The sequence below is a fragment of the Ornithinibacter aureus genome, from assembly GCF_009858245.1.
Classification (GTDB): domain Bacteria; phylum Actinomycetota; class Actinomycetes; order Actinomycetales; family Dermatophilaceae; genus Fodinibacter; species Fodinibacter aureus.
In genome coordinates this window covers 873503-898367 of record NZ_VMSB01000001.1, presented here as the reverse complement: position 1 = coordinate 898367, position 24865 = coordinate 873503, and the positions used below count along the sequence as shown (strand labels likewise).

The 24865-nt window shown below is 69.8% G+C and carries 22 protein-coding genes; 7 read left to right on the top strand and 15 right to left on the bottom strand.

What is annotated here, in order from left to right:
• Positions 1–43 precede the first annotated feature (43 nt).
• The 3 genes from dnaE to C8E84_RS04320 all read left to right on the top strand — a co-directional run bounded on the left by dnaE (position 44) and on the right by C8E84_RS04320 (position 8849).
• Positions 44–4744, top strand: a complete 4701-nt coding sequence (dnaE, locus tag C8E84_RS18010) for a DNA polymerase III subunit alpha (protein ID WP_246196766.1) — start codon at positions 44–46, stop codon at positions 4742–4744.
• Between the two features lie 149 nt (positions 4745–4893).
• Entirely contained in the window at positions 4894–6636 is a 1743-nt protein-coding gene (locus C8E84_RS04325; RefSeq protein ID WP_159899786.1) for a bifunctional metallophosphatase/5'-nucleotidase, read from the top strand.
• Between the two features lie 89 nt (positions 6637–6725).
• Positions 6726–8849, top strand: a complete 2124-nt coding sequence (locus C8E84_RS04320; RefSeq protein WP_159899785.1) for a S9 family peptidase — start codon at positions 6726–6728, stop codon at positions 8847–8849.
• Positions 8850–8871: 22 nt separating this feature from the next.
• On the opposite strand, the gene C8E84_RS04315 is transcribed toward C8E84_RS04320, so the two are convergent.
• From C8E84_RS04315 to C8E84_RS04305, 3 genes are all read right to left on the bottom strand, one after another.
• Positions 8872–9735 carry a universal stress protein gene (locus tag C8E84_RS04315; protein WP_159899784.1) on the bottom strand — a complete coding sequence of 288 codons (864 nt, stop codon included), beginning with the start codon at positions 9733–9735 and terminating at the stop codon, positions 8872–8874.
• Positions 9736–9880: 145 nt separating this feature from the next.
• Positions 9881–10309, bottom strand: coding sequence for a type 1 glutamine amidotransferase family protein (locus C8E84_RS04310; RefSeq protein WP_159899783.1), 429 nt, complete (start codon positions 10307–10309; stop codon positions 9881–9883).
• Positions 10281–10940, bottom strand: coding sequence for a type 1 glutamine amidotransferase family protein (locus C8E84_RS04305; protein WP_159899781.1), 660 nt, complete (start codon positions 10938–10940; stop codon positions 10281–10283). Before C8E84_RS04305 ends, C8E84_RS04310 begins: the two co-directional genes overlap by 29 nt.
• Before the next feature lie 86 nt (positions 10941–11026).
• Here C8E84_RS04305 and mtnA point away from each other — a divergent pair, with 86 nt between their 5' ends.
• The 3 genes from mtnA to C8E84_RS04290 are packed head-to-tail and all read left to right on the top strand — an operon-like array spanning position 11027 to position 13552.
• On the top strand, positions 11027–12070 hold the full coding sequence (gene mtnA / locus C8E84_RS04300; RefSeq protein ID WP_159899779.1) for an S-methyl-5-thioribose-1-phosphate isomerase: 1044 nt from the start codon (positions 11027–11029) through the stop codon (positions 12068–12070).
• 58 nt (positions 12071–12128) lie between these two features.
• Complete coding sequence (locus tag C8E84_RS04295; RefSeq protein WP_159899777.1) at positions 12129–12785, top strand: SatD family protein; 657 nt, start codon at positions 12129–12131, stop codon at positions 12783–12785.
• Positions 12782–13552, top strand: coding sequence for a hypothetical protein (locus tag C8E84_RS04290; protein ID WP_159899775.1), 771 nt, complete (start codon positions 12782–12784; stop codon positions 13550–13552). Before C8E84_RS04295 ends, C8E84_RS04290 begins: the two co-directional genes overlap by 4 nt.
• Positions 13553–13597: 45 nt before the next feature.
• Here the strand turns inward: C8E84_RS04290 and C8E84_RS04285 are convergent, their stop codons facing one another.
• From C8E84_RS04285 to C8E84_RS04275, 3 genes are all read right to left on the bottom strand, one after another.
• The gene (locus C8E84_RS04285) at positions 13598–14227 is read right to left on the bottom strand and encodes a class II aldolase/adducin family protein (RefSeq protein ID WP_159899773.1); all 630 of its coding nucleotides are present in this window, start codon (positions 14225–14227) and stop codon (positions 13598–13600) included.
• Positions 14228–14395: 168 nt separating this feature from the next.
• Positions 14396–14845, bottom strand: a complete 450-nt coding sequence (locus C8E84_RS04280) for an Hsp20/alpha crystallin family protein (protein ID WP_159899771.1) — start codon at positions 14843–14845, stop codon at positions 14396–14398.
• Between the two features lie 133 nt (positions 14846–14978).
• Positions 14979–15431, bottom strand: coding sequence for a hypothetical protein (locus tag C8E84_RS04275; RefSeq protein ID WP_159899769.1), 453 nt, complete (start codon positions 15429–15431; stop codon positions 14979–14981).
• Between the two features lie 354 nt (positions 15432–15785).
• Between C8E84_RS04275 and C8E84_RS04270 the strand changes: the two genes are divergently transcribed.
• Entirely contained in the window at positions 15786–16397 is a 612-nt protein-coding gene (locus C8E84_RS04270) for a hypothetical protein (protein WP_159899767.1), read from the top strand.
• A gap of 120 nt (positions 16398–16517) precedes the next feature.
• Here C8E84_RS04270 and C8E84_RS04265 read toward each other — a convergent pair whose 3' ends face one another.
• The 9 genes from C8E84_RS04265 to C8E84_RS04225 all read right to left on the bottom strand — a co-directional run bounded on the left by C8E84_RS04265 (position 16518) and on the right by C8E84_RS04225 (position 24811).
• Positions 16518–17189 (bottom strand): DUF3800 domain-containing protein, encoded by a 672-nt coding sequence (locus C8E84_RS04265; RefSeq protein WP_159899765.1) that lies wholly within the window; start codon positions 17187–17189, stop codon positions 16518–16520.
• 657 nt (positions 17190–17846) lie between these two features.
• Entirely contained in the window at positions 17847–18509 is a 663-nt protein-coding gene (locus C8E84_RS04260; protein ID WP_159899763.1) for a PASTA domain-containing protein, read from the bottom strand.
• Between the two features lie 440 nt (positions 18510–18949).
• Positions 18950–19225 carry a hypothetical protein gene (locus C8E84_RS04255; RefSeq protein ID WP_159899761.1) on the bottom strand — a complete coding sequence of 92 codons (276 nt, stop codon included), beginning with the start codon at positions 19223–19225 and terminating at the stop codon, positions 18950–18952.
• A 74-nt stretch (positions 19226–19299) separates the two neighbouring features.
• A complete protein-coding gene (locus tag C8E84_RS04250; protein WP_159899759.1) occupies positions 19300–19665 on the bottom strand; it encodes a hypothetical protein in 366 nt (121 codons plus the stop codon).
• Between the two features lie 128 nt (positions 19666–19793).
• Positions 19794–20768, bottom strand: coding sequence for a hypothetical protein (locus C8E84_RS04245; RefSeq protein WP_159899757.1), 975 nt, complete (start codon positions 20766–20768; stop codon positions 19794–19796).
• Between the two features lie 179 nt (positions 20769–20947).
• Entirely contained in the window at positions 20948–21346 is a 399-nt protein-coding gene (locus C8E84_RS04240) for a hypothetical protein (protein ID WP_159899755.1), read from the bottom strand.
• Positions 21343–21885: a hypothetical protein gene (locus C8E84_RS04235; RefSeq protein WP_159899753.1), complete on the bottom strand. Its 543-nt coding sequence runs from the start codon at positions 21883–21885 to the stop codon at positions 21343–21345. The genes C8E84_RS04240 and C8E84_RS04235 overlap by 4 nt, the downstream gene beginning before the upstream one ends.
• Before the next feature lie 182 nt (positions 21886–22067).
• Positions 22068–24500, bottom strand: coding sequence for a phage/plasmid primase, P4 family (locus tag C8E84_RS04230; RefSeq protein WP_159899751.1), 2433 nt, complete (start codon positions 24498–24500; stop codon positions 22068–22070).
• Positions 24497–24811: a hypothetical protein gene (locus C8E84_RS04225; RefSeq protein WP_159899749.1), complete on the bottom strand. Its 315-nt coding sequence runs from the start codon at positions 24809–24811 to the stop codon at positions 24497–24499. The genes C8E84_RS04230 and C8E84_RS04225 overlap by 4 nt, the downstream gene beginning before the upstream one ends.
• Between the last annotated feature and the right edge of the window lie 54 nt (positions 24812–24865).

Genomic DNA, 24865 nt, shown 5'->3' with positions numbered 1-24865 from the left:
CACGCCGAAGGGGTGTCGGCCCGGCGACCTAGGATGGTCGGCGATGTCCTCCGCGAACGATTCCTTCGTCCACCTGCACGTCCACACCGAGTACTCGATGCTCGACGGTGCGGCGCGCATCGGTGACCTCTTCCAGCGTGCCGCCGAGATGGGGATGCCGGCCCTCGCCACGACCGACCACGGCTACCTCTTCGGGGCCTACGAGTTCTGGAAGAAGGCCCAGGGCACGGGGGTCAAGCCGATCATCGGGGTCGAGGCCTACGTCACTCCCGGCACCCACCGCACGGACAAGACCCGCGTCACGTGGGGCGACGAGCGCTCCCGCCCCGGCGACGACGTCTCGGGGTCGGGTGCCTACACGCACATGACCCTGCTCGCCAGGGACAACGTCGGGCTGCACAACCTGTTCCGGATGGACTCGCAAGCCTCGCTGGACCAGGTCTGGGCGAAGTGGCCGCGCATCGACCGCGAGCTGCTCGACCAGTACGGCAAGGGCCTGATCGCCACCACCGGCTGCCCGTCTGGTGAGGTCCAGACGCGGCTGCGACTGGGCCAGTACGACCAGGCCAAGCAGGCGGCGTCCGACCTGCGTGACCTGTTCGGGGCCGAGAACTTCTTCTGCGAGCTGATGGACCACGGCCTCGACATCGAGCGCCGCGTGCAGAAGGACCTCCTGCGGTTGGCCCGTGAGCTCGGGCTGCCCCTGGTCGCGACGAACGACCTGCACTACACGAACCCCGAGGACGCCAAGGCCCACTCGGCCCTGCTGTGCGTGCAGTCGGGCTCGACGATGATGGACCCGAACCGGTTCAAGTTCGACGCCGACGACTTCTACCTCAAGAGCCCGGCCGAGATGCGCCACACGTGGCGTGAGCTGCCCGAGGCCTGCGACAACACGCTGCTCATCGCCGAGATGTGCGACATCTCGTTCACGGTCGACGAGGGGCGCTACATGCCCCAGTTCCCGTGCCCGCCGGGGGAGAACGAGGCGAGCTGGTTCGTCAAGGAGGTGCAGCGGGGGCTGCACGAACGCTTCCCCACCGGCATCCCCGAGTACGCCCAGAAGCAGGCTGAGTTCGAGACGGACGTCATCGTCTCCAAGGGGTACTGCTTCCCGCCCGAGACACCGGTTCTCATGGGTGATGGTGGGTGGAAGGCGATCAGCGATGTCGTGGAGGGCGACGTCGTGACCTCGGTCGACACCCACGCCCTGCGCGGACGCAACGCGATCGTCGAGAAGGTCCTGACACGTTCGGTGTCGGAGGACCTGCACGTCATCCACCCGTACGGTCAGGCCTTTCCGCTCAAGGCCACTGCCGAGCACCCATTCCTGGTGGCTCACCGCGGGTGGGTGGAGGCCAAGGACGTGCGGCCCGGCGACGAGGTGCTCCTGCCTCAGCCAGAGCGCGCGGTCTACCAGGACCTCGACGTCGTGGCCCTGATGGAGGCTGCTGGGTGGACCATCGGACAGTCGCCGGACGGTCGAGTCCACCGCATGGGGGCAGGTCTCAAGCGTGCGGCCCGCCCGAACGTCGGCACCCTGCCCTCGAAACTGGAGTGGTCCACGGATCTGCTGTGGTTGTTCGGGTTGTGGGTTGCGGAGGGGCATCTCTACGACCCGGAGGGAGGCGTCAACCCGGGACAGATCGGGTGGACGCTGCACGAGGACGAGCCCGCCGTGCAGCGACTCTGCCGCGTCATCGACGACCTCGACCTCGGCACCGCGCGCGTGTATTCGAAAGCCTCGCCGTCCGTGCCCGGGCATCACGGGGTCGTCGTCATGCTGACGAACCACCCGTTGGCGCTCGTGCTGACGAGGCTCTTCGGCTCAGGGGTCCGCAACAAGCGCGTCCCCGAATGGGTGCTCTCGACCCCGGACGAAGGGCTGCGGGCATTCGTGAGGGGCTGGCACGAGGGTGACGGTCATGTCGACGCTCGCGGCAAGTGGATGGTGACCACCGTCAACGACGTCCTGGCGCGGCAGCTGCGGTCCATCCTGTTGTCACTCGGTCAGTGGTGCACGCTGCAGCGCTCTCCCAGTCAACGGTCCTACAAGGTGCTGTGGGTGCCGCAGTCGCAGAAGCAGCCCTACAACGCCCGTTGCGTGGACGGTCGATGGTGGGTTCGGGTGCGAGCGGTGTCTCGGGAGGCGTACTCGGGGACGGTGTTCAACCTCACGGTGTCCGGTGACCACACCTACGTCGCCGAGGGCGTCGCGGTGCACAACTGCGGCTACTTCCTGGTCGTCGCCGACTTCATCACCTGGGCCAAGAACAACGGCATCCGGGTCGGCCCGGGTCGTGGCTCGGGTGCGGGGTCGATGTGTGCGTACGCGATGAAGATCACCGACCTCGACCCGGTGCCCCACGGCCTGATCTTCGAGCGGTTCCTCAACCCCGAGCGCCCCTCGCTGCCCGACTTCGACGTCGACTTCGACGAGCGCCGGCGCGGTGAGGTGATCCGCTACGTCACCGAGAAGTACGGCAGCGAGCGGGTCGCGCAGATCGTCACGTACGGCACGATCAAGGCCAAGCAGGCCGTCAAGGACGCCGCCCGGGTGATGGGCCACCCCTTCGCGGTCGGCGAGCAGCTGACCAAGGCGATGCCCCCGGACATCATGGGTAAGGGCGTGCCCCTGTCGAAGATGTACGACGAGACCCACGACCGCTACGGCGAGGGCAAGGAGTTCCGCGACCTCGTCGCCGGCGAGCCGCACCTGCAGGAGGTCGTCGAGACGGCCAAGGGCCTCGAGGGCCTGAAGCGCCAGTGGGGAGTGCACGCGGCCGGCGTCATCATGAGCAGCGAGCCGCTCATCGACGTCATCCCGATCATGCGCCGCCTTCAGGACGGGCAGGTCATCACCCAGTTCGACTACCCGAGCTGTGAGTCTCTCGGCCTGGTCAAGATGGACTTCCTCGGCCTGCGCAACCTCACGATCCTCGACGACGCCATCGCCAACGTGCAGTCCAACCGTGGCGAGGAGATCGACCTCGACGCGCTTTCCAAGGACATGACCGACCGCGCCACCTTCGACCTGCTGGCCCGCGGGGACACCCTCGGGGTGTTCCAGCTCGACGGCGGCGGCATGCGCACCCTGCTCAAGCTCATGCAGCCGGACAACTTCGAGGACATCTCCGCGGCCCTGGCGCTCTACCGCCCCGGGCCGATGGGCGTGAACGCCCACACCAACTTCGCCCTGCGCAAGAACGGCAAGCAGGCGCTCATCCCGCTCGACCCCCAGCTCGAGGGCAAGCTCCAGCCCGAGATGGTGGCGGCTCTCGAGCCCATCCTCGGCACGACCTACGGCCTGGTGATCTACCAGGAGCAGGTCATGGAGATCGCCCAGAAGCTCGCCGGCTACTCCTTGGGCACCGCCGACCTGCTGCGGCGGGCGATGGGCAAGAAGAAGAAGGAGGTGCTCGACGCCGAGTACGGAACCTTCTCCGAGGGCATGAAGGCCAAGGGCTTCAACGAGGCGTCGATCGCGGCCCTGTGGGGTGTGCTCGTCCCCTTCTCCGACTACGCCTTCAACAAGGCCCATACCGCCGCCTACGGCCTGGTGTCGTACTGGACCGCGTACCTCAAGGCCAACTACCCGGCCGAGTACATGGCGGCGCTGCTGACCTCGGTCGGTGACGACAAGGACAAGTCGGCCCTCTACCTCGGGGAGTGCCGCCACATGGGCATCAAGGTGCTGCCCCCCGACGTCAACGACTCACTGGGGCAGTTCGCCGCGGTCGGCACCGACATCCGCTTCGGCCTCCAGGCGATCCGCAACGTCGGCCACAACGTCGTCGAGGCGATCATCGCCGCACGGGCGGAGAAGGGGCCGTTCACCTCCTTCCGGGACTTCATGTCCAAGGTGCCGGCGGTGGTGTGCAACAAGCGCACCATCGAGTCGCTGATCAAGGGCGGCGCGTTCGACGGCCTCGGTGAGCCCCGGATGGGGTTGCTCCAGGTCCACGAGGAGTACGTCGACGCGTTCGTCGCGGTCAAGCGTCAGGAGGCGATCGGCCAGGACAGCCTGTTCGGCTCGTTCGGTGACGACTCCGGTGGCGACAGCGGCGGTGACCTCATGGGCCTGGCGAGCGTGCCCGCCGTCGAGTGGGACAAGTCGGCGCTGCTCTCCTTCGAGCGCGAGATGTTGGGTCTCTACGTCTCCGACCACCCGCTGTTCGGGGTCGAGCACGTGCTGAGCCAGCACGCCGACACCCAGATCGCGGCCCTGACCGGTGACGAGGCCGGTCGGCCGGAGGGCTCGATGGTCACCATCGCCGGCCTGATCACCGGCCTGCAGGTCAAGCGCACCAAGAAGGGTGACCTGTGGGCGATCGCGACCGTCGAGGACCTCGCGGGGTCGATCGAGTGCCTGTTCTTCCCCAGCGCCTACATGACCGTCGGCCCGATGCTGCGCCAGGACACCGTGGCCGTGGTGCGCGGCAAGATCAACCGGCGTGACGACAGTGTCTCCATCTACGCGCAGGAACTGACCCTGCCCGACGTCAGCGAGGGGCCGCGCGGGCCCGTCGTCGTGACGATGGAGACCGCCAGGGCAACGACCGAGCGGGTCGAGGAGCTCAAGAGCGTGCTGACCAACCACCCTGGCACCACGGAGGTGCACCTGCGGCTGGTCAAGCCCGGCCGCGCCGTCGAGATCCGGCTGGACCCGGCGTTCCGGGTCGAGGCCACGGAGGCCTTGTTCGGTGACCTCAAGGTGCTGCTCGGGCCCCGCTGCCTCGCCTGATCCGTGGTCTGGGTGACGCGCCGGTGGACGGCGGGCTACTGGCAGGTAGCGCCCACGAGGATGCCGGAAGTTCGGTGTGTTTTTCCGGCGCGGCACGCGTGGTGCGCGCCTAGGGTGGGGCCCGGCCGACCACCACAAGGAGATCTCACATGAGCAGCACTCATCGGCGCGTCCTCGGCGCCGGGATCGCGGCAACCGCGATCGCAGCCCTCGTCGCGGGCACCCCCGCCTTTGCCGGGCCGGGCAAGAAGCCCGCCGTCAAGGGCAACCCGAACCTCACCAGCGTGCAGGTCCTGTCGTTCAACGACTACCACGGGCACCTCGAGGCCACGGACGGCCCGTTGGCAGCCATCCACGACCCGTCGGCCACCCCCGTCGGCGGCGCCGAGTACCTCTCGACCAAGCTCACCGAGCTGCGCTCCAAGGTGGGCGACAGCAAGAGCCTGACCGTGGCTGCCGGTGACCTCATCGGTGGTTCGCCGTTCTTGTCCGGCCTCTTCCACGACGAGCCGTCGGTCGAGAGCCTGAACGCCATGGGCCTGGACGTCAGCAGCGTCGGCAACCACGAGTTCGACGAGGGCACCGACGAGCTGCTGCGCATGCAGAACGGCGGCTGCCACCCGGTCGACGGCTGTTACTTCCCCGACGAGCCCTACGCCGGTGCCGACTTCCCGTGGCTGGCCGCGAACGTCATCAAGAAGAGCAATGGCACCACGTTCCTGCCTGGCACCTGGGTCAAGGAGATCTCCGGCACCAAGGTCGGCTTCATCGGCATGACGCTCGAGGGCACCGACCTGCTCGTCAGCCCCGGTGGCATCTCGTCGGTCACCTTCAAGGACGAGGTCGAAACGGCCAACGCGGCTGCCCAGAAGCTGAAGAAGCAGGGCGTCAAGGCGATCGTCGTGCTCATGCACGAGGGCGGCGCCAACGCCGGCACCTACAACAGCTGCGTCGGCATCTCCGAACCGATCGCGACGATGGCGACCCAGTTCAGCCCCGAGATCGACCACATCGTCACCGGGCACACCCACAACCCCTACGTGTGCTCCATCCCCGACCCGGCCGGCAACCCGCGGACCGTGACGTCGGCCGCCGACTACGGGCGGGTCGTCACCGAGACCAACCTCGTCATCAATACGCGCAGCGGTGAGGTCGACCGCGGCCGCACGACGTCGACGAACCACCTCGTGACCCGCACGGCCAAGGACCCCGTGCAGACCGAGGTCATCGCGAAGTGGAAGGCCCTCAGCGGAGAGCTCGGCGCGCAGGTCGTCGGCACCCACGTCGAGGACATCATCGGTCACTCCGACCCCCGCTCGAACCGCGCCATCGAGACCCCCATGGGCAACCTCGTCGCCGACGCGATCCTCTGGGGAACCTCGGGGGACAACGGCGGAGCGCAGATCGCGTTCATGAACGTCGGGGGCGTGCGCGCCTCACTCCCGATGGCGCCGGTCGCCGGTGAGGGTGTCGGCAACATCACCTACGCCGAGGCCTACGCCGTTGCTCCGTTCGGCAACCTGCTCAACACCATCACGATGACCGGGGCCCAGATCAAGGCGGTCCTGGAGCAGCAGTACCGTGTCAGTGGCGCCGGTGTCGCGAGCACGCTGTCGATCAACGTCTCCGAGGGCTTCACCTACACCTGGACGGCGGGTAACGCCGCCGGCTCCAAGGTCAGCGACATGCGCCTCAACGGTGTGCCGCTGAGCATGGACCAGACCTACCGCGTGGGCACGCTGAGCTTCCTCGCGCAGGGCGGTGACGGGTTCAGCGTCTTCACCCAGGGCACCAACCTCACCGGTGGTCCCGAGGACCTGAAGAACCTCGTGGACTACTTCAGGGCCCACCCGGGCCTGACGGCTCCGGGAGACCGCGTCGCCGGCCTGTGACCGACCGGTCCCTGAGCACAGCAGCGAGGGCCGCACTCCCGACCGGGGTGCGGCCCTCGCCGCGTGGTGGCCCGGCATAGGGTGACGCCATGCCCAGCACCACCCCACCGGTCCCGCCGCGCCGACCCCACCTGCGCGAGCACCACGGCGACACGTTCGAGGACCCCTTCGCCTGGATGGCCGACCTCGAGGACCCCGCACTGCTCGCCCACCTCGAGGCCGAGAACGCCTACGCCGACGCTCGCACAACCCACCTGGAGGGCCTGCGCGGTGAGCTCTTCGAGGAGATCCGGTCGCGCGTCAAGGAGACCGACCTGTCCGTGCCGGTCGCGAGCGGCCCGTGGTGGTACTTCTCGCGCACCGTCGCGGGCCGGCAGTACGCCTCGCACGTGCGCGTCCCCCTCACCGATGCCGCCCAGCGCCCCGACCCCGAGGCGGATGCCGTGCCGGGCGAACAGGTCGTCGTCGACGGAAACGTCGAGGCAGGGGACAGTGAGTTCTTCTCCCTCGGTGCGCTGACCGTCAGCGCCGATCACCGGCTCGTCGCGTTCGCCGTCGACACCGCGGGCGACGAGCGCTTCGACCTCGTCATCCGCGACATCGGCACGGGTGAGGTGCTCGACAGCTCGGTCACGGGGATCGGCTACGGCGTCGAGCTGAGCCTGGACGGCACCTTCGTGTTCTACACGCGCCTGGACCAGGCGTGGCGACCGCACCAGCTGTGGCGGCACCGCGTCGGTGGTGACCCGGCCGATGACGTGCTCGTGCACCAGGAGGATGACGAGCGTTTCTGGATGGGTATCGGGTCAAGTCGTGACGAGCGTTGGCTCATGCTGGGTCTGGGGTCCAAGACGACGTCCGAGGTGCACCTGCTGGACTCGGCTGACCCGGAGGGGGAGTGGCGCGTCGTCGCGCCGCGCCGCGACGGCATCGAGTACGACGTCGAGCCGGCCGGTGACCGGCTGCTCATCGTCCACAACACCGACACCCCCGACGCCGACCTCGCCTGGGCGCCGCTCGACGCGACGAGCCACGAGCAGTGGGTCCCGCTCCTGAACTCGACAGACGGCGAACGGTTCGTCTCCGTCGACGCCTTCGACACGGCATCCGTGCTCTCCCTGCGCAGCGGCGGCCTGACCGCCCTTCGCGTGCTGCCCCGCGACGCCTCGAGCGACTCGGGGCACGCCGCCGGCTGGGACGTCTCCGTCGACGCCCCCGTGCACTCGATCGGGCTCGGCGACAACCCCGAGCCCGGGCAGACTTCGGTCCAGGTCGTCGTCGAGTCGTGGGTGACGCCCCGCTCGATCCTCGACGTGGACCTGCGCACCGGGGAGCGCACCCTCCTCAAGCGGCAGCCGGTGCTCGGTGACTTCGACGCCGCGAACTATGCCGAACGGCGCGAGTGGGCCACGGCATCCGACGGCACCCTCGTGCCGGTCTCGGTGGTTCACCGCGTGGGCGTCGAGCCCGACGGCACCAATCCAGGGCTCGTCACGGCGTACGGGGCGTACGAGATCTCCTCCGACCCCTACTTCTCCGTCGCGCGGCTCAGCCTGCTCGACCGCGGGGTCGTGTACGCCGTGGCGCACGTGCGCGGGGGTGGTGAGCTCGGCCGCCGCTGGTACGACGAGGGCAAGCTGCTCGCCAAGACCACCTCGTTCACCGACACCCTCGCCTGCGTCGACCACCTCGTGGCGACCGGCTGGATCGACCCCGAGCGTGTCGGGCTCGAGGGCGGCTCTGCCGGTGGGTTGCTCGTCGGGGCCGTGCTCAACCTCGCGCCCGAGACCTTCCGCGTCGCGCACGCCGCGGTGCCGTTCGTCGACGCGCTGACGACGATGCTGCAACCCGACCTGCCGCTGACGATCGGGGAGTGGGAGGAGTGGGGCAACCCGCTCGACGACCCGCAGGTCTATGCCGCGATGCGGGCCTACGCCCCCTACGAGAACGTGCGCGCGGCCCGGTACCCGGCGGTGCTCGCCACGTCCAGCCTGCACGACACCCGCGTCTACGTCACGGAGCCGGCCAAGTGGGTCGCCAGGCTGCGCGAGGTCGCGACCAACGACCTCGAGCAGCGGCCCGTGCTGATGCGCACCGAACTGGCCGCCGGACACGGCGGCCGCAGCGGCCGGTATGCCGCGTGGGAGCAGATCGCCTGGGAATGGGCCTTCGTGCTCGACCAGCTCGGCGCGACCAGACGCATCGACGCCTGATCGGGGCCTCGCGCCTGCCTGGTCAGCGGGTGAACAGCACCGGGCAGGGGCTACGGCCCATGAGGCGCAAAGCCGTCGACCCGACGTGCAGCCCGGGGAAGCCCCCCGATCCGCGGCTGCCCACGACGAGCAGCCCAGCGTCTGCGGCGTGGTCGAGCAGGGTCTGGACCGGCTCACCCGTGACCACCTCGTAGCTGACCTCGACGTGCGGGTTGGAGGCCTGCTGTGCGGACAGTGCTGAGCTGAGGGTGCGCTCGAGGTCGGCGGCGTAGTCGCTCCACGTCGAGTCGCCGGACAACGTGGGGTCGCTGGCGCTGCTGGGCTCCCAGGCGTGGACGACGCGCAGGGGAGCGCTGCGGCGCACGGCCTCGTCGAACGCGGCGGACAGGGCTCGCAGGGAGGCTTTGGACCCGTCGACGCCCACGACGACCGCAGCATCCTCGGATGCCGGCGGGCCGCCTTCGTGGCCCACGACGAGGACGGGGCAGCGGGCGTGCGTCACGACCTGCATCGCGACCGCGCCGACACTGGCCCGGCTGAACAGCCCGTGCCCCATGGCGCCGACGACGACGAGGGCTGCGGTGCGTGCGGCATCGACGAGGGCCTGGCTCGCGTAGCCGTCGCGGACGGCGGTGGTCACCGTGAGGGAGGGGTCGATCGCGTGGGCGCGGGCAACCCCCTGGGTGACGAGCCTGTCCGCGTGGGTGGACACGACGTCGGAGTCCTTCGCCAGTTCGCCGAACCCCAGCATCGGGAGGTCGACGGCGAAGGCGTGCAGCACGTGCAGGGGCAGTCCCCGCTCGCTGGTGATCTGTGCTGCCGCGGACACGGCGGCCATGGACAGCGGGGATCCGTCGACCCCGACGACAACTCGTGATGCGCTCATCCGGGTTTCCTCCGATCGCGAGTGCTTCGCGGCGGCGGGCTGAGGAAGTCCGTCGTCGTGGAACCAGGGGCTCCACACCTCGACCGTGGCACGGTGCGACCCGAGACGCAAGGACGCGGGTCACATCAGGGTCACCGGACGCGGATCACCGCGCGAGCCGCTCACCGGACCCGAAGACGTGGAGGACGACCCCGCTCGCGCCGAGTGCGCCGTTGGTGCTGACCCACGACGACGCTACCGACCCGTCGGCCACGACGACCGACGCACCTGAGACCGAGGCACCGCCGGGGCTCAGCACCACGGCCGACCCGGAGGCCACCCCGATGGCGGGCTGCGTGGGGGCCGTCGCGACGCCCGCGTAGAGGCGACCCCAGCGGAAGTCGTCGGTGAGGTGGGGGACCACGGTGGCGGGAACCAGCGCGAGCCCGAGCTGCCAGAGCGCGTCGTCGGCGCGGTACGCCGCGACGCCCTCGGCCTCGAGGGTGCTGGACGTGGGCCTGGCCTTGGCCGACCAGCGCTCGCCGAGGACGGCGGTCATCGAGCCGTCAGCGAACACCACCGGCGTGCTGCGCACCGCCTGGGTGAGCGTGGCCCGAAACGCCGGGTCTGCCATCGACGACGCGAGCGCCACCGGCACTGTCCCCTCCGAGGGCTGCGCCGCGCTGGACGGCTGCGGTGATCGCCTCCTCGGCCGGAGAGTCGGCGAGCACCTGCATGGCCAGGCCCTGGTCGCCCCCGAGCACGTAGATGCCGTCGGTGCCGGGGTCGGCCAGGGCGAGCGCGTTGGCTGGATCGAGCGCGTCGGCGCGGTTCAGCAGCACGGCCAGGGTGGCGGTGCACCCGGTGAAGCCGCTCGCCGGTGACGCGACGGCAGCGTCGCACGCGGCGTCGAGCTGTGCAGTTCGTTCGGCCGCGAGCCGCAGGTTCTCGGCCCGGTCCTTGGCGCCGTCGCCGTAGGCCGAGGGGACGACGACGAGGTCGACGGTGGGTCCGCTGGCACTGAGCGCCGCGGCATCCGCGAACCCGGCCAGGGTCGAGGTGACGTAGCCGCCACCGATCGGAGTCAGCACGGTCGGGTCGTCGCCGTGGGCGGCGGACGCCGCTGCCGGGATCATGGCGAGCGCCAGGGTGAGGGCTCCGGCGGAGCGGGCCCGGCGCGTGCGAGGGCTGGGCGAGGTCTGGCGCAGGGTGGGTCGCGGGCTCATGTTCGGACGCTAGCCCCTCGGCAGGGGGTAAGCACCCCGCAGCACCGGGCGTACTGCCACTCGTCACGCAGCCTAGGCTGACGCCCATGACGCTCACCGCCATCTCCTGGGACGACACCGCGGGCCGTGACGGTCGCGGGGCCGTCCGACTCATCGACCAGACCCTGCTGCCCGGGACCGTCGTCGATCGGGTCACCGACACCACGGACGACCTCGTCGAGGCGATCGCCGTGCTCGCCGTGCGCGGCGCTCCCGCACTCGGTGTGGCCGGTGCCATGGGCGTCGTCGTCGCGATGGACGAGGGGGCTCGTGAGGGCTGGGACGAGGCGCGGATCCAGGCTGCCGTTGACCGGGTGCGCAATGCGCGGCCGACGGCCGTCAACCTCGCGTGGGGGGTCGACCAGGTGCGGCCGCTGATGGGCCATGGTCGGGATGCCGTGCTGGCGGCGGCACGCCAGCTCGCCGGCGAGGACGAGGCCGCCAACCGTGAGCTGTCGCGACTCGGGGCGGACTGGCTGCTGGCCCGCATCGACCGCCCACGGCTGCGGCTGCTGACGCACTGCAACACGGGGTCGCTCGCGACGTCGGCGTGGGGTACCGCCCTCGGTGTGATCCGCGAGCTGCACGCCCGTGACCGCATCGAGCTCGTCTACGCCGACGAGACGCGCCCGCTGCTGCAGGGGGCCCGGCTCACGGCCTTCGAGCTGGAGCAGGACGGCATCCCGCACGTGGTCCAGGTCGACGGGGCCGCTGCCTCGACGATCCTGCGGGGGTTGGTCGACTTCGCCGTCGTCGGTGCCGACCGCATCGCCGCGAACGGGGACGCCGCGAACAAGATCGGCACCCTCGGGGTGGCCCTGGCCTGCCGGGACGCCGAGATCCCCTTCATGGTCGCTGCGCCGTGGTCGACCGTCGACCTGTCGATGGCGGACGGGTCGGGCATCGAGATCGAGGAGCGGTCGGGGGATGAGATCACGAGCCTCGGCGGGGTACAGGTCGCGCCCGAGGGGTCGGCCGGGTTCAACCCTGCGTTCGATGTCACCCCCGCGCGTCTGGTGGATGCCGTGGCGACCGAGCGTGGGGTCGCCGAGCCGAGGTCGGGGCAGGACCTGTGGTCGATCGCCCCGTGACGGGAGCCGTTCTTTCGTCTCGGGCTTCATTGCCAGCATCTGAAGGTATGATCTTCAGATGGAGCAAATGAAGAACAACGCTTCACGGTGCACTCTCATCGGCGACATCGTCGGTTCTCGGGGGTCGGTCGACCGTGCAGACCTGCACCGTGCCGTCGAGGCCGCACTTCGTCAGGTCGACGACGCCGTCCCGTCCCTCACGGGGCTGCGGGTCACCGTCGGCGACGAGTTCCAGGGGTCGTACGCGACGCTCGGCGAGGCGCTGGATGCCGGGCTGCGCGTGCGCCTGGCCCTGCTGCCCGACGTGGATACCCGCATCGGGGTCGGGCGGGGGAGCGTGACCACGCTCGACCCGGAGCGAGGGATCGAGGACGGCCCGGGCTGGTGGGCGGCCCGCGCTGCCGTCGAGGCGGCGGAGGAGGCTGCGGCGAAACCTGCCACCCGGCACCTGCGCACGGCCCTGCGGGTGGACGCGTCAGAGGACGACAGCGCGGTCGACGCCGTCAATGCCGCACTGCTCTGTCGGGACCATCTGGTTGGCTCGTGCTCAGAGCGTTCGATCCGACTGCTGAGGGGGCTCATGGAACCGCACACCACCCAGGGTGACCTGGCGACACTCGAGGGCATCAGCCCGTCGGCGGTCTCCCAGCGCGTGCGCGCTGACGGCCTCGGGGCCGTGTTGGCGGCCCATGACCTGCTGCGGGCGCTGCCGTGAGCTGGCTCGGCGTCTGGCTCGTCGGCCTCGGCCTCGCCGACCTCGTGCGAGCCGCAGCTCCGCCGGCGGTGGCCCGGCGGTCACCCGCTGTCGGGGCAGCGGTGATGGCGGCGTTCGCCGCTCTGGCCGGGCTCACGGCTCCCATCGACCTCGTCGTGCTGGGGGTGTCGATGGTGGCGCTTGCCCTGTGGGCGGTGCTGTCCGCTCAGGCCTTGTCGACGGGGCGGGGCCACGGCCGTGCCCTGGCCGTCCTCGGTGCCGTGGCCTTCGCGCTCATCGCGCTGTCGGGGTGGGCCTCGTCGGCCGGCGGGCGGCTCGCGTCGTGGCTCGCCTGGGCCGACCTGCCCATGCTCGAGGCCGACAGTGACCCGGGTGCGGTGCTGCTCGTGACCGGTCTGCTGGTCGCGAACCTCGCCACCGCCAACGTCGTCGTCCGACTCGTCCTGGTCAGCGTCGGTGCCCTGCGGCCGGTGCAGCAGGCCGAGCTGCCGAGCGGGCCGCAACCCTCGGACCAGCTGCGCGGTGGTCGGCTCCTCGGCCCGATGGAGCGGGTTCTGATCATCGGTCTCGGGTTGGCCGGTCAGCTCACGGCGGCCGGGCTCGTCATCGCCGCCAAGGGTCTGATCCGCTTCCCCGAGCTGCAGGCCAAGCGTGACGAGAGCTCGACGGTGGATGCCGTCGGCATCGACGAGGTCACCGAGTACTTCCTCGTCGGGTCGTTCGTCTCCTGGCTGGTGGCCCTGGCCAGCCTGGCGCTGACCCGCTGAGCGACTTGATCTGCTGAGGGTCCTGGCCCGGCGCAGCCATCGTGCTCAGATGCTGATGATGTTGCCCTTCCACTCCTGCGGGAAGTCCGTGGTCGTGTCGCCGGCCATGAGCAGGCGGTAGGTCATCGCCGCGGCCTCCTCGAGGTTCAGGGACCGACGCAGTGCCATCGACACGGTGTCGCCGAGCGTCGAGCACCCGTGGTGCGCCATGACGACCGCGTCGTGGTCACGGGCGGCATCCGCGGCGGCATCCGCGATCTCCTGCGAACCGGCGGGGTGGAACGGCACCCGCCCGGCGCTGCCCAGGTAGAACTGGTGGTCCAACGTCGTGAACCGGATCGGGGCGCCGAGCATGTCGACGAGCAGCACGTGCTGCGGGTGCAGGTGGATGACGGCCTGCACGTCCGGGCGGACGGCGTACGTGCGCTGGTGCAGCTTCCACTCCACCGACGGGCGTTGCGCGCCACCGATGCGCTCACCGTCGAGGGTCAGCTCGACGAGGTCGTCGGCGGTGAGGCGGTCGAGCCAGGTGCCCGACCCGGTGACGAGGAAGGTGTCGGTGCCCGGCAGGCGGACCGACAGGTTGCCGCCGCTCGCCTGCACGAGGCCGCGGGCGACGAGGTGCCGCCCGGCATCCAACAACTGCTCGATCAGGGTGGCGCGCTCACTCGTCATGCGCCCGATTCTCGCCTACGCAGAGCCCCGTCCCGACCTTCCCCACGAGACGTGGACGCCACGTCGCCGGTGCTCGTCTCGGCGACTTCTCGTGGGGAGGGTCAGCCGGGGTCAGGCGCGCAATCAGGCACTCGCGGGCCGGGCTGCTGTCAGGGGGCTGAGCCGGGCTCAGACGCCCACGGGCTGGGCGGCGCTCGCCTCGCCCTCGATGACCTGGCGGCTTCCCTTGTGGCTCACCGAGATCTTGCGGGGCTTCGCCTCGTCGGCGACAGGAATCGTCAGGGTGAGCACCCCGTCGGAGTAGTCGGCCTCGATGCGGTCCGGGGCCACCCCGTAGCCCAGCGTGAGCTGGCGTGCGAAGGTGCCGGTCGGTCGCTCGTGGGAGAGCCACTGGACGTCTTCGTCGGTGGTGTCACGACGCTCGGCGCGGATGGTGAGGGTGCGTTCCTCGACATCGACGTCGATCGTCGACGGGTCAACCCCCGGCAGGTCGATGTGGGCGACGAAGTGGTCGCCGGACCGGTAGAGGTCCATCGGCATGGCGGCTGACGCGGGAGTTCGCAGAGAGCCAGAGAGCACGCGGTCCAGGTCGCGGAAGGGGTCAAAGGTGGTGGCCATGGTGTCCTCCTTGCTCGTTGGGCGGCCGGCCCAAGATTGAGTGATGATGACTCAATATTAGGGCTGGAGGTTGGCTCAATGTCAACTCCCTCAGCCATCGAATCCCGAACATCAGTGGGTGCTCGGTTCGCCGTCACCTCGGGTGGTGCTGCCACCCATCCCCTCGTGACCAGGACACCAGCGTGGGTGCCCGACCGGTGGTCACGATCCACAAGCGCGTCAGCCCGTCGGCGACGACGTCCTCGTCAGCGAGTGCCGGCCACCCGGCATCCGGCGTCGATTCGGAGGTGATGCCGATGAAGAGGTGTCGCTCGTCGACGCCTCGTGCGCTGACCACCTTCACCATGCGGCGCGCGACGTGGGGCACGAGGAGGAGGCTGAAAGGGTCGGCGGGCAGGCTGCTCGCCGTCGTGACCTCAACGGCAGCCGTTCTCCCTCTCGGATACGTCAGGTGCAGGTCGTACGCCCCCTGCCGCGTGCCGACGTCGTGGGCGCGCACGGTCCCGCCCGTCACGTGCTCGAGGAGCAGAGCGGCGGCGCGCTCGTCGGGGCGCAGCCCGTCGAGGCGGCGCGGGTCGCTGCCCATGCAGCCGCACGCTACCGGCCGAGAAGGCGTTCGTCCCCGGAATGCAGGGGGGATGCCGTGGGCGCGGCACCATCGGGGGCGCGCGGACGGCATCCCACGATGCGTGGAACGCCGGAACCGCGCTGCCCCGCGAGGGACAGCGCGGTTCCGGCGAAGGATGGCCTCGATCAGATGTCGAAGTACATCTCGTATTGCCCGTGCATGATTGTTCGCGTTGGCGCAAGTTGGCGGCAAGCTTCTGACCTGCGAATCTGTGGTTGGTCGCGTTGGCCGATGTTGACAATGACTGGTTGCTGGCACGGACACTTTCGCGGAAACATTCAGGGCGCGGCCAGCGGATGGCAGCATACGAGCGTGGACTCCGAGCCTGTGATCGCTTCCCAGGATCAGCCGCCCCTCAGGCCGTCCGTCCTCCCTCCTCTGACCGGACAGGAAACATTCAACGGAGTCGACGCGACTGTTGCGGACTTCTGGCGATTCGCCATGTCGGACTTGCGTATGAACAACACTCGCGGCTACCTCGCCGAGTTTCTCGTCGCCCGCGCAGTTGGCGCAGAGGGCATGCGCGTCGAATGGGACGAGTACGACGTTCTCACCCCCGGTGGCATCCGCATTGAGGTCAAGTCCTCGGCATACCTGCAGAACTGGGAACAGCGAAACCTGTCCCGCATCCAGTTTTCTGGCCTTTCCCGTAAAGCCGACACGACGGGGGGAGGTGAGGGCCCAGCAGAAGGCACCTACCACGCCGACGTGTACGTGTTCGCAGTGCAGACCGCCACCTCTCACACCGGGAACGACCCTCTTGACGTGAGGCAGTGGGACTTCTACGTCCTAGCGCGACAAACCATCGTCGCGCTGGGCCAGCGGTCCCTCGGCCTAGCGGCCTTGGCGCGACTGACCGATGGCGCAGTCACCTACGCTGAGCTCGCGGCCGCCATCCACCAGGCCGCAGCAAGGCGGCCTTGATCGCGCCCGCGCCGTGAAGGTAGTTGCGTACCCACTGCCCCGTGGCCCAGGACCCGCGTCGACTGCATCTCCAAGGCAGTGGGAGCCGCCCCTGGTCGGCAGCGAAGCCAACTCCGTCCCTCAGGAGGCAGAGGACCCACCCATCATGAAGTTGACGGGGCGGTACTCGAGGTGGCGAACTTGACTCCAGAGATCGCCGTGGGGGGCGCCAGGCGTCTCCTTGGCCTGCCAGACATGGGCGACGAGATCTGCAAGTTGGATCATTCTTGATCGGCGCGAGTCCACGGCGTAGACCGCGTCCACGATCACCGCATGATGGTAAGGGTCTTCCATCCGGTCAAAGTGCATCACGCTATCGGTGGTAACGAGATCGACGCTCTGCTCGTCGCACACGGCCATGATCGAGCGCTCGTTGACCTCGCGAGCGTAGTCGCTCGCCACTATGGCCATGGCCATGCTGGTGCTCCTCTTGGCCTCATTGAGCGTCTTGCCTGCCGGCTTGCGGCCAACGCGCTGGAGGATGCGCGCGCCGTGCGGTTCCAAACTCGCCAGGCATTGTGTGGCGACGAGCAGTCGTTCCCGCGGTGACTTGCTCCTCCACCAGCCGCGGTTTCCCAGGATCTCCTCGCCCTTGAGTTCCACGGACTGCCGGTTCTTGGGGGCCGGGCCACCCTCGCGGACTATCGCTTCGACTGCGGCGCAGAGAGAGCGCACGTTGTCGCTTGGCAGGATGATCCCCACGAGCCCGACCCGGCCCTGGGACTTCACGTCGTCGAGGTACAGGCTCAGCATCCGCTCATGGCCTCGAGTCCAACTTTCGACTCCAGTGACCTCGATGGCCTGACGCAAAGGCTCGGACCTCGCGCCTGAACTCCTCGATGTCCTGCCGCGTCACGGCCTGCGATTCCGCCTCGACCTCGCGCACCTTGTTGAGAGACGGCGCGCAGTTCAACGCCTCAGTCGAGCAGTGTGGAGAGCGTGCGGGCCTTCTGCTTGTTGACGTAGGCCGCGACCTTCGCATCGTCGAAATCGGCAGTGACGGCCAATGCGAACGGGTCGTGTTGTTATAGGGCTCCCCCTTGAGTCGCACGGGAGCGCCGGGGGAGAAGTCGCAGGCTTTGCAGGCGGCCTTGTAGTAGGACTCTGCCTGAAGATTCGGGACGTAGGTGCCGGCCGGCGCCGAAAGGCGATCCGTCGGCCCGACCAGTAGTCCCGTCGAGTCCTCGCACAGCCTCAGCACCGTCTCGCCGTTGCTGTCGCGGTAACGGATGAGGTGCAGTGGCGGCATGCCACCGTCGGCGGCAACGAAGCGGGCGGCGTTGCCGTCTCGCGCGGCATACCAAGCCGCCTGGGGCTTGTAGTCCTGTGTGGGAGGCCCAACCTCGGCCTCGGTCCGTTTGAATTGATCCCACCACCCCATGCGTGCAGCGTAGGGCCTCGTCGCTCAGGTCAGTAGTCACCCATGAGTGTCGTCAGGGCCGCCTCGTAACGGGGCCGCAACTTATCGGGCGTTCGCGCCGCCAGATAACTCAGGACGATCACACCCTCCTGATGCGCATTGGCGGCACCCCATGACTTCAGGAACGCCGTGGCGTCTCGCTCGTTCGCGAACTCATAGACCGACACGTCCTCGGTCGTCATGAGCATCACGCACTCGTGGACCACTCCGTAGCAGTTCTGCTCCGTGTTGTCCCGCGGCTCGGTGACCGGCAACCCCTTCTCCTTGAAGGCAGCGATCACCTCCGAGGCCAAAGGCCCGACCTGTGCCGCCACGAACTTGACCTCATCGCCGGGCTGGGCCTCTGCGCCGGCCGCTGGCGTCTGGCTCGTCACGACCCAATGGCCGCGGTCGTACAAGTCCGGCATGTTGACAACTGGGGGCGCGAAGCTGCCGACCAGGCCCATGCCAATCAGGACTTTGCGAGCCGCCTCGCCCGACATGCCCTTGATGTCGGGGATAAGGACGTCCGTGGGTGGCGCAGTCGTGACGCTGGGCGTCGTTGCGGGTTTCGTTGTGGAAGTTGGCGTGGACGGCGACTCATCAGGCTGAGCCGAGCATCCCGAAATGGCCAAGGTCAGTCCGATGATGACGATGCTGCGCGGCGGGATCATTTCGGCGATCCTGCCGCATGGAGGCCGTCCACGCCCATCCTTTCGCGTGGTCCCACAGACGCGGCCCCTCGCTCAGGACGCCATGCGCGCGAGGTGCGCCTTGCTGGCCTTGCCTTGGCGCCTGGGTGGTGCTGTCAGTCGTCGTCGAGGACCAGCCCGCCCAGACGCCGGAGCCGTACATGCACCCGTCCGCGGTGAGGCATTCGTAGGCGACCGGGCACTGACCGCACAGGGAGCGAGGTCGCCTTGGCCGAGGTCGTCCCGGTATTGAGCCTCCACGGAGGCGTAGGAGGTCGTCTCGTCGGACTCGCGGAACCTCGAGGCGGACGTCTGCCAAGCCGTGTCGAAGTCGGCGGTGCGGCCCCCGGGCTACCCCGCAAAGAGGCAGCCGGCCGGCACCTGCTCACCGATGGGGGAGACGGCGAACGCTTCGCGTCGGTTCATGGTGCCCACCGCACGAATGGTTCGGTGTGCCGACGCACGGTGGCGGTAGAGCGGGCCAGCAGCTCATGCTGGCGTGCCTCGAGGGCTTTGAGCGCTCGTAGGTGTCGCTCGGATGCCTGTCGTTGTCGTGCCTCTTGGTCGGCCCAGTCCAGCGGCACGAGGCCGTCGACGGTGAACAGCGCGAGGCGCTCGAGGATGACCGGCGGGTACTCGTGCGCTGCGAGGCTCGCCGACCAGGCGGCCAGTTCCTCGGTGAGCCGCCGAGCGGTCATGCTGGCCGATGGTCGGCACAGGCGGCGAGGTGGCCGAACCTCGCGGGGTTGGAGCGCAGCGGCTCGACGCCGCCTCACTGGACCGCTCCACGGATGCCGTAGGCGCCACGGGACGCGCCACGGCGCTGGGGCCGCCGCAGCCCCTCGCCGGCCTCCTGATCACCTGAGGGCAGCCGTAGGCTCGCGAGGAGTCGCGACAGCGCGAGCATCTGGCCCCGCTGCTCGCCGAGCAGCGGGTGGGCCTTGGTCGAGCCTCGCTCGCCGGGCACGACGAGAGCCGCGCCCTCGAGCTCGACGTCGATGCCGTCGAGACGGTCGACGATGCGGCAGGCCTGCAGCAGCAGCGCTGCCTCATGCTCCTCGAGCTCGTACTCGTCGACCACGGACCGCCACAGGCGGCGGCCGGCGGCCTTGAGGCCTGTCGGTGTCTTGCTGGCCATCGAATCTCCTTTGTCTGGCGCCCCAGGGGGGCGTGTGTTTCAGGGCTTGCGGACCCGTACGCGCTATGCACCTTGGTGCGGGGCCGCAGGGGTCGAGGGGGACACCCCCCACCCCTGCGGCCCGAGGGTCACGTCGCGCGCTCGACCGTGACCGGGTAGCCGTTGCGGGTGTACCGGTAGCCCTCGCGCTGCTCAAGGGCGAGGAGGTTGAGCCACTCGCTCTGCGCGTGCCGTCCGGTGTCGGAAAGCACGCGCTTCGCGATGGTGACCCGCATGCCGTAGGACAGGCCGTTGATCCTGCGGTCGAGGACCGCCCCGGTCTCGACGCGCTTCCATGAGTCGCGGCCGAGTTCGGCAATGACGGTCGACATACCGTCGTCCGCCTTGTGTCGCGTCCAGGGCGAGGCACTGCGCGCCTCGGGGTCAGCGGCGACGCCGAGCGTCTGGGCGGCCTCCACGGTGACGGCGAGCCGCTCGAGGGTGGCGCGCGCGGCGTGGGCAGCCTTCAGCGCCGCGGCGTGCGCGGTGCTGACCTCGGCCAGGACGGCCGCCGACCAGTCGGGCAGTGCCTGCTCGACCGCGGCGTCGTACCGGGACCGGGCGTCGTTGACCCGGTCCCACAGCCCCGCCAGGACTGCGTCGGCGTGGCGCCGCTCTGCGTCGTAGTCGCGGGCGCCCTTGATGGCCTTGACGGCCTTGCCGGCCGCGACGGCGAGACGGACCCGCGAGGCGTCCTTGGCGGCCTCGTGGCGCTCGTCGTGGTCGACCTGAGCGCGGTCCTTGCGGCCCTGCTCGTAGTCACCGAGGGCGGCCTCGACGGCCTCCCATGCCTGCGCCACGGCGGCCGGGGTGCCGACCAGGTGGGCCTCGGGGCGGCTCGCGGCCTCCCTGATTGCCTGTCGCCGGAAGTGTGACTCGATGCGGTCTCGGCCCGGGGCGGGGCTCCCCGTCAGGCGCGCCGGGGCGTCGCCCGCTGCGTCGTCGTGCCAGCCCATCTCGCGGGCGACGCTCTCGACGGTATCGACCTGCTCGTGGCTGCCGTGCCCGTAGCCGGTGCGGACCCTGACGCCCGCGAGGGCGTTCTCGTTCTCGTGCTCTTCCATGGTGGTGGTGCCCTTCTGTTGTGGTGGTGGGGAATCGGTGGCCCTACCCGGCCGCGCCAGGCATCGGCCTTGCCTCGCGTGCCTGCGATGCGAGCAGGCCGAACGCGGCCGGGCAGGGGTTCATGGGGTGGGCAGCGGGCGCGACCGGAGGTCGCGGCGCTCGCGGCTGGTCATGGTGGTCACTGGCGGCGCTCCGTCGCGGGACAGTCGGGCTCCGGCAGGTCGTAGCCCTTGACCGTGACCCGGTCGGGGTCGAGCAGCAGCACGACATAGCCGGGGGTGCTGCAGGCCTCGCCGTGCCCGACCCGGTGGCCCTCGGCGATGCGGCGACCATCGCCGCGGCCGTGCGTGTGCCGGATGGGCCTGCCGCCTCGGCGACGGGGCTGGCAGGCGGGGCACTCCACGACCAGGTGCCATCGGTCGATCTCGACCACAGGCGCGACGGGGTAGGGCTGCAGGTCCACGGGGCGGCCATCCATGGACGGGGCCTTGATGGCGACAACCTCGCCCGTGGAGTCGACGTGGCCGACCAGCCACCCGGCCCGGTACCCGGTGACGGTGATCTCGGGGGCGTTCACAGCGGCCCGCCCGTCGTGCGCTCGAGCAGGGCGCGAGCGCGTCGGACGGCTGGCGTCTCGCCGCCCGACTCAGCCCAGCGCCGAAGGGTGTACGTGCCCGCTTCCGAGTCCACGATGAGCTCGACACCGGCGAGTGCGAAGTCGACCTCGGCCTCGATGTCATCGAGGAACTCGAGGACATCGGCGACGTTGCCGCCGTCGAAGAACCGCTCGAGGCTGGACAGGCGATGGATGCCCGGACCGGCGGCCAGCATGGCGGCCGTGCACGGGTCGCCCTCCAGCTCCCGCCGTGCCTGCGTCCGCAGGGTGCCGGCCAGGGGGGCGAGGTGCTCCGCGCCGGGGTGCCCGCCGGTCGGGAGGATGAAAGCCACCTGCAGCGGTCGGGCGATGTGGCCAGCCACGCACACGGGCAGATGTGCGCTCGGGTCGTTCGGGTCCGGGGCCCAGCCCACGACCGGCCGCGCGATGAGGCGCCCGTCCTCGCCGCAGGTAGAGGCCGACCAGGCCGTCAGGGGCGTGGTGTTGGGGATGAGGTTCATGCCGTGGCGCTCCGTTTCTGTAGGTGATGCGTGGGGGCCGAGCAGGGGGCGGGTGCCCCTGCCTGTGCCGGGTGTGCCGGGGCAATTTGATGAACTCCATGCGAAGGGCGTCTTGGTGGTTATCGAAAGACCCCGGCACACCCGGCACAGAGGTGGATTTGTGCAGGTCAGAGGGCTGTGGGTCATCGCGCCCCCTCGGTGAGGCGTCGGAATCGCAGCCCCTTGTGGACGCGGACCTGTTGGCCGGGCGCGTAGGCCTGGTTGGCCTCCTCGAACCGGCGTGACAGGCCTCCGTGGTCCCGCGTGCGGGCCCGCGCGACGTTGCGTTCGGTGACCATTTCGTGGCTGTCGAAGCGCTCGGAGAAGGTCTTCTCGCTCCACCTGCTGTGGCCGCGGTTCGTCATCCAGTCGCCGAAGTCTGCGTAGAGCTCGAGGGAGGGGACCATCGCCGCAGCGTCGAACTCGAGGCGGTCGTGAACGTAGGCGAGTACGAGGTCGGACTGCCGCCGCCACGCCAGGGTGTCCTCGGCGACGCGCCCGGGGGGCGGCGGCAGGACACGCCCGGCGGCATACCAACGCCGTGCGCCCTCGACGACCCAAGCGAGGGCGGCCTCGTGTTGGCCATCCAGGCCCTCACGCAGGCGCTGCCGCAGCCCCTGATCAGCGGTGCGCTGGCCAGGCCCAGATGGCGCAGCGGCGTAGCGCCAGGGGAAGGTGACGAGCGCGAGGCGGCGCCAGGTGCCGTGGTCTGTGTCGACGATCTTGGGTCGGTAGTTGCTCGACAGCACCAGGCTGTGGGTGGCGGGGAACGACACGTTGTCCCGGCGAATCGCGCGCGCCGTGATCGCATGCGTCCCGGAGACGTCCTTCAGGCGCTTGGTGTCTAGGGCATGCCCCTCGGGGAGTTCTTCGGAGATCGCGAGCCTCAGACCACGGAGCTGCATGAGTTCCGTGGGGTGATCCCCTGCCCGGCCGACCATGAGGCGGGCTGAGACGACGCCGGAATGCTCGCCGAGTGCGGTGTCGACGGCCCCCAGCACCGAGGACTTGCCGTTGGCTCCGCCCCCGAAGGTGATGGGCACGATGTCGTCGGGGGCCGGGTGGCCGGAGGCGGCCTGCCCGAACCGCACCTGCATCCATTCGCGGGTCTCTGCCGGTATGGCCTGCAGTGCAGCCGACACGTCTGGGTGGGTGGCGTCGGGGAGGTAGGGAACCGGTGAGATCCGCGTGAGCAGTAGGCCGGGGTCGTGCGGTCGGAGGCCACCCGAGCGGAGGTCGACAACACCGTTCGCGACGTTGAGCAGGTCGGGGTGGGCGTCCAAGGCCGAGGCCTGCACCCGCACGCCGTCGATACCGCGCGCGAGTTCGACGACGGCGCGGATCGCGTTCTTGGTGAGGCGCCGGGTTAGGGCCTTGATCGCGTCAGGATCCGCGCCGCGCCTGGTCGCGTCGATGATGAGTTGCTTGGCGTATCGGCGGGACGACTCGACCACGACGGACTCGTCGGTGTCGGCCCAGCGCCGACCATCCCACTGAAGCCAGCCCAGGCCGGGCGCATGGAGGAACCGCCCGCTCAGTTCGGCGTCGGCGAAGCGTGAGGCCTGCTCGGCGTCGGACAGTGCGCCGGCCGCCGTCAGGGCGACCTCATCGCGGTCCAAGGTGCGCCCGGTCAAAGCCGAGGGCCCGCTGCGCGGCGTCACCTCCTCGAGCCATGAGGTGTTGTCGACGGGCGCCGGCCGCTGCTTCGCGCCGACCTTGCCGCGGGCACTGTCGATCTTCGCCTCCACCCGGGAGCCATCGAAGCCAGCGTCGCGAGGGGCCTCAGCCCTTACGAGAAGCGGCACTTCGTCGGGCGTGAGAGCCGTCCAGTCGCTGTTGGCGAGCTCGAAGAGCTTGCAGGCGACCTCGAAGGTGGTGGCGTCCCATGGCTCGCCCTTGTACTCCGCGCCGTCGGGGGTCGCGGCGTCGCGCATGGCCTTGAGGCGGGAGACCTCGCTGTCGATGGCGCTGGTCTCATAAGGACTCGCCTCGCTCGGCTTCCGCTGCTCAGGGTCGGCCGCCCGGACGGGCTCCGCGACGGCCTTCGGGCGCAGCAGGTCGAGGAGCCACCCCGGGGCCGGCGCAACCGGGGAGGAGTCGATGACCGTGTAGAGGCCCTTGCCGCTGCGGTGCGGGGGCAGGATGACATAGCCACCGTTGCCGCGGACGTCGACACCCTTGGGCAGTCGGCCGGGGCTGCAGGTGATGTCGAAGTCGTCCGGCATCGTGAAGAAGTAGTGCCAGGTGCCGCCGCCGGTCTGGTGCTTGCGCGTCGCAGGGAAGCCCCCATGCTCGGCGATCAGGGCCTTCATCGGCTCGACACCGGCCTCGTCGACATCGAGCACCCAGAAGCCAGCCTCCGCGCCGGTGCGCACGCCGAGCCCGCGCGGGGTGCGCCCGTGTTCGGTCAGGGGGGCGGCGTCCTTCCAGTATCCCTTCGGGTGCTTGCCGGCGCCGCGGGTGCAGGTCGCCCCGTCGGGGCAGTGGCAGGTGCCGTCGGGGCCGGCGCTGTAGATCTCGATCAGGGGCCAGCCTGCGAACTCGGTAGCGATGGCCTTGTGCATGTCAGCGCTCATCGGCCGAAACCCGACGCGAGCTCCCAGGCAGCGCGCGCCGCAGCGAACCAGAGCACCAACTCGGTGGCAGCGCCAGCCGTGGTGATGAGTTGCTCCACCGAGCGAGTAGCCGCGGAACGGCAGCGCCGTTCTGCGACAATGGAGGTGCGGCGCTTCGTGGTGGTTGCTCCGCCCTCGCGCTCGCCCTCGGCCTTGCCGGGGGCGGCGTCGTCTTCGGGCGGGGCCTCGCCGAGGGTGGCAGCCATCTGGGCCGCCGCCTGGGGGTTGTGGGGGGCCGCGGCGAGCAGGTCGCTGCGCAGGTTCGTGCTCATGGTGTGGTGGTTCCTTTGGCCGGGCGCGACGGGGCGGGTCGACGCGCGACGTAT

Excerpts from the sequence above, each read along its gene's own strand:
- dnaE (WP_246196766.1), top strand. The coding sequence starts at position 44 with ATGTCCTCCGCGAACGATTCCTTCGTCCACCTGCACGTCCACACCGAG.
- C8E84_RS04325 (WP_159899786.1), top strand. The coding sequence starts at position 4,894 with ATGAGCAGCACTCATCGGCGCGTCCTCGGCGCCGGGATCGCGGCAACC.
- C8E84_RS04320 (WP_159899785.1), top strand. The coding sequence starts at position 6,726 with ATGCCCAGCACCACCCCACCGGTCCCGCCGCGCCGACCCCACCTGCGC.
- C8E84_RS04315 (WP_159899784.1), bottom strand. The coding sequence starts at position 9,735 with ATGAGCGCATCACGAGTTGTCGTCGGGGTCGACGGATCCCCGCTGTCC.
- C8E84_RS04305 (WP_159899781.1), bottom strand. The coding sequence starts at position 10,940 with ATGAGCCCGCGACCCACCCTGCGCCAGACCTCGCCCAGCCCTCGCACG.
- mtnA (WP_159899779.1), top strand. The coding sequence starts at position 11,027 with ATGACGCTCACCGCCATCTCCTGGGACGACACCGCGGGCCGTGACGGT.
- C8E84_RS04295 (WP_159899777.1), top strand. The coding sequence starts at position 12,129 with ATGGAGCAAATGAAGAACAACGCTTCACGGTGCACTCTCATCGGCGAC.
- C8E84_RS04285 (WP_159899773.1), bottom strand. The coding sequence starts at position 14,227 with ATGACGAGTGAGCGCGCCACCCTGATCGAGCAGTTGTTGGATGCCGGG.
- C8E84_RS04280 (WP_159899771.1), bottom strand. The coding sequence starts at position 14,845 with ATGGCCACCACCTTTGACCCCTTCCGCGACCTGGACCGCGTGCTCTCT.
- C8E84_RS04275 (WP_159899769.1), bottom strand. The coding sequence starts at position 15,431 with ATGGGCAGCGACCCGCGCCGCCTCGACGGGCTGCGCCCCGACGAGCGC.
- C8E84_RS04265 (WP_159899765.1), bottom strand. The coding sequence starts at position 17,189 with ATGCTGAGCCTGTACCTCGACGACGTGAAGTCCCAGGGCCGGGTCGGG.
- C8E84_RS04260 (WP_159899763.1), bottom strand. The coding sequence starts at position 18,509 with ATGATCCCGCCGCGCAGCATCGTCATCATCGGACTGACCTTGGCCATT.
- C8E84_RS04255 (WP_159899761.1), bottom strand. The coding sequence starts at position 19,225 with ATGACCGCTCGGCGGCTCACCGAGGAACTGGCCGCCTGGTCGGCGAGC.
- C8E84_RS04250 (WP_159899759.1), bottom strand. The coding sequence starts at position 19,665 with ATGGCCAGCAAGACACCGACAGGCCTCAAGGCCGCCGGCCGCCGCCTG.
- C8E84_RS04245 (WP_159899757.1), bottom strand. The coding sequence starts at position 20,768 with ATGGAAGAGCACGAGAACGAGAACGCCCTCGCGGGCGTCAGGGTCCGC.
- C8E84_RS04235 (WP_159899753.1), bottom strand. The coding sequence starts at position 21,885 with ATGAACCTCATCCCCAACACCACGCCCCTGACGGCCTGGTCGGCCTCT.
- C8E84_RS04230 (WP_159899751.1), bottom strand. The coding sequence starts at position 24,500 with ATGAGCGCTGACATGCACAAGGCCATCGCTACCGAGTTCGCAGGCTGG.
- C8E84_RS04225 (WP_159899749.1), bottom strand. The coding sequence starts at position 24,811 with ATGAGCACGAACCTGCGCAGCGACCTGCTCGCCGCGGCCCCCCACAAC.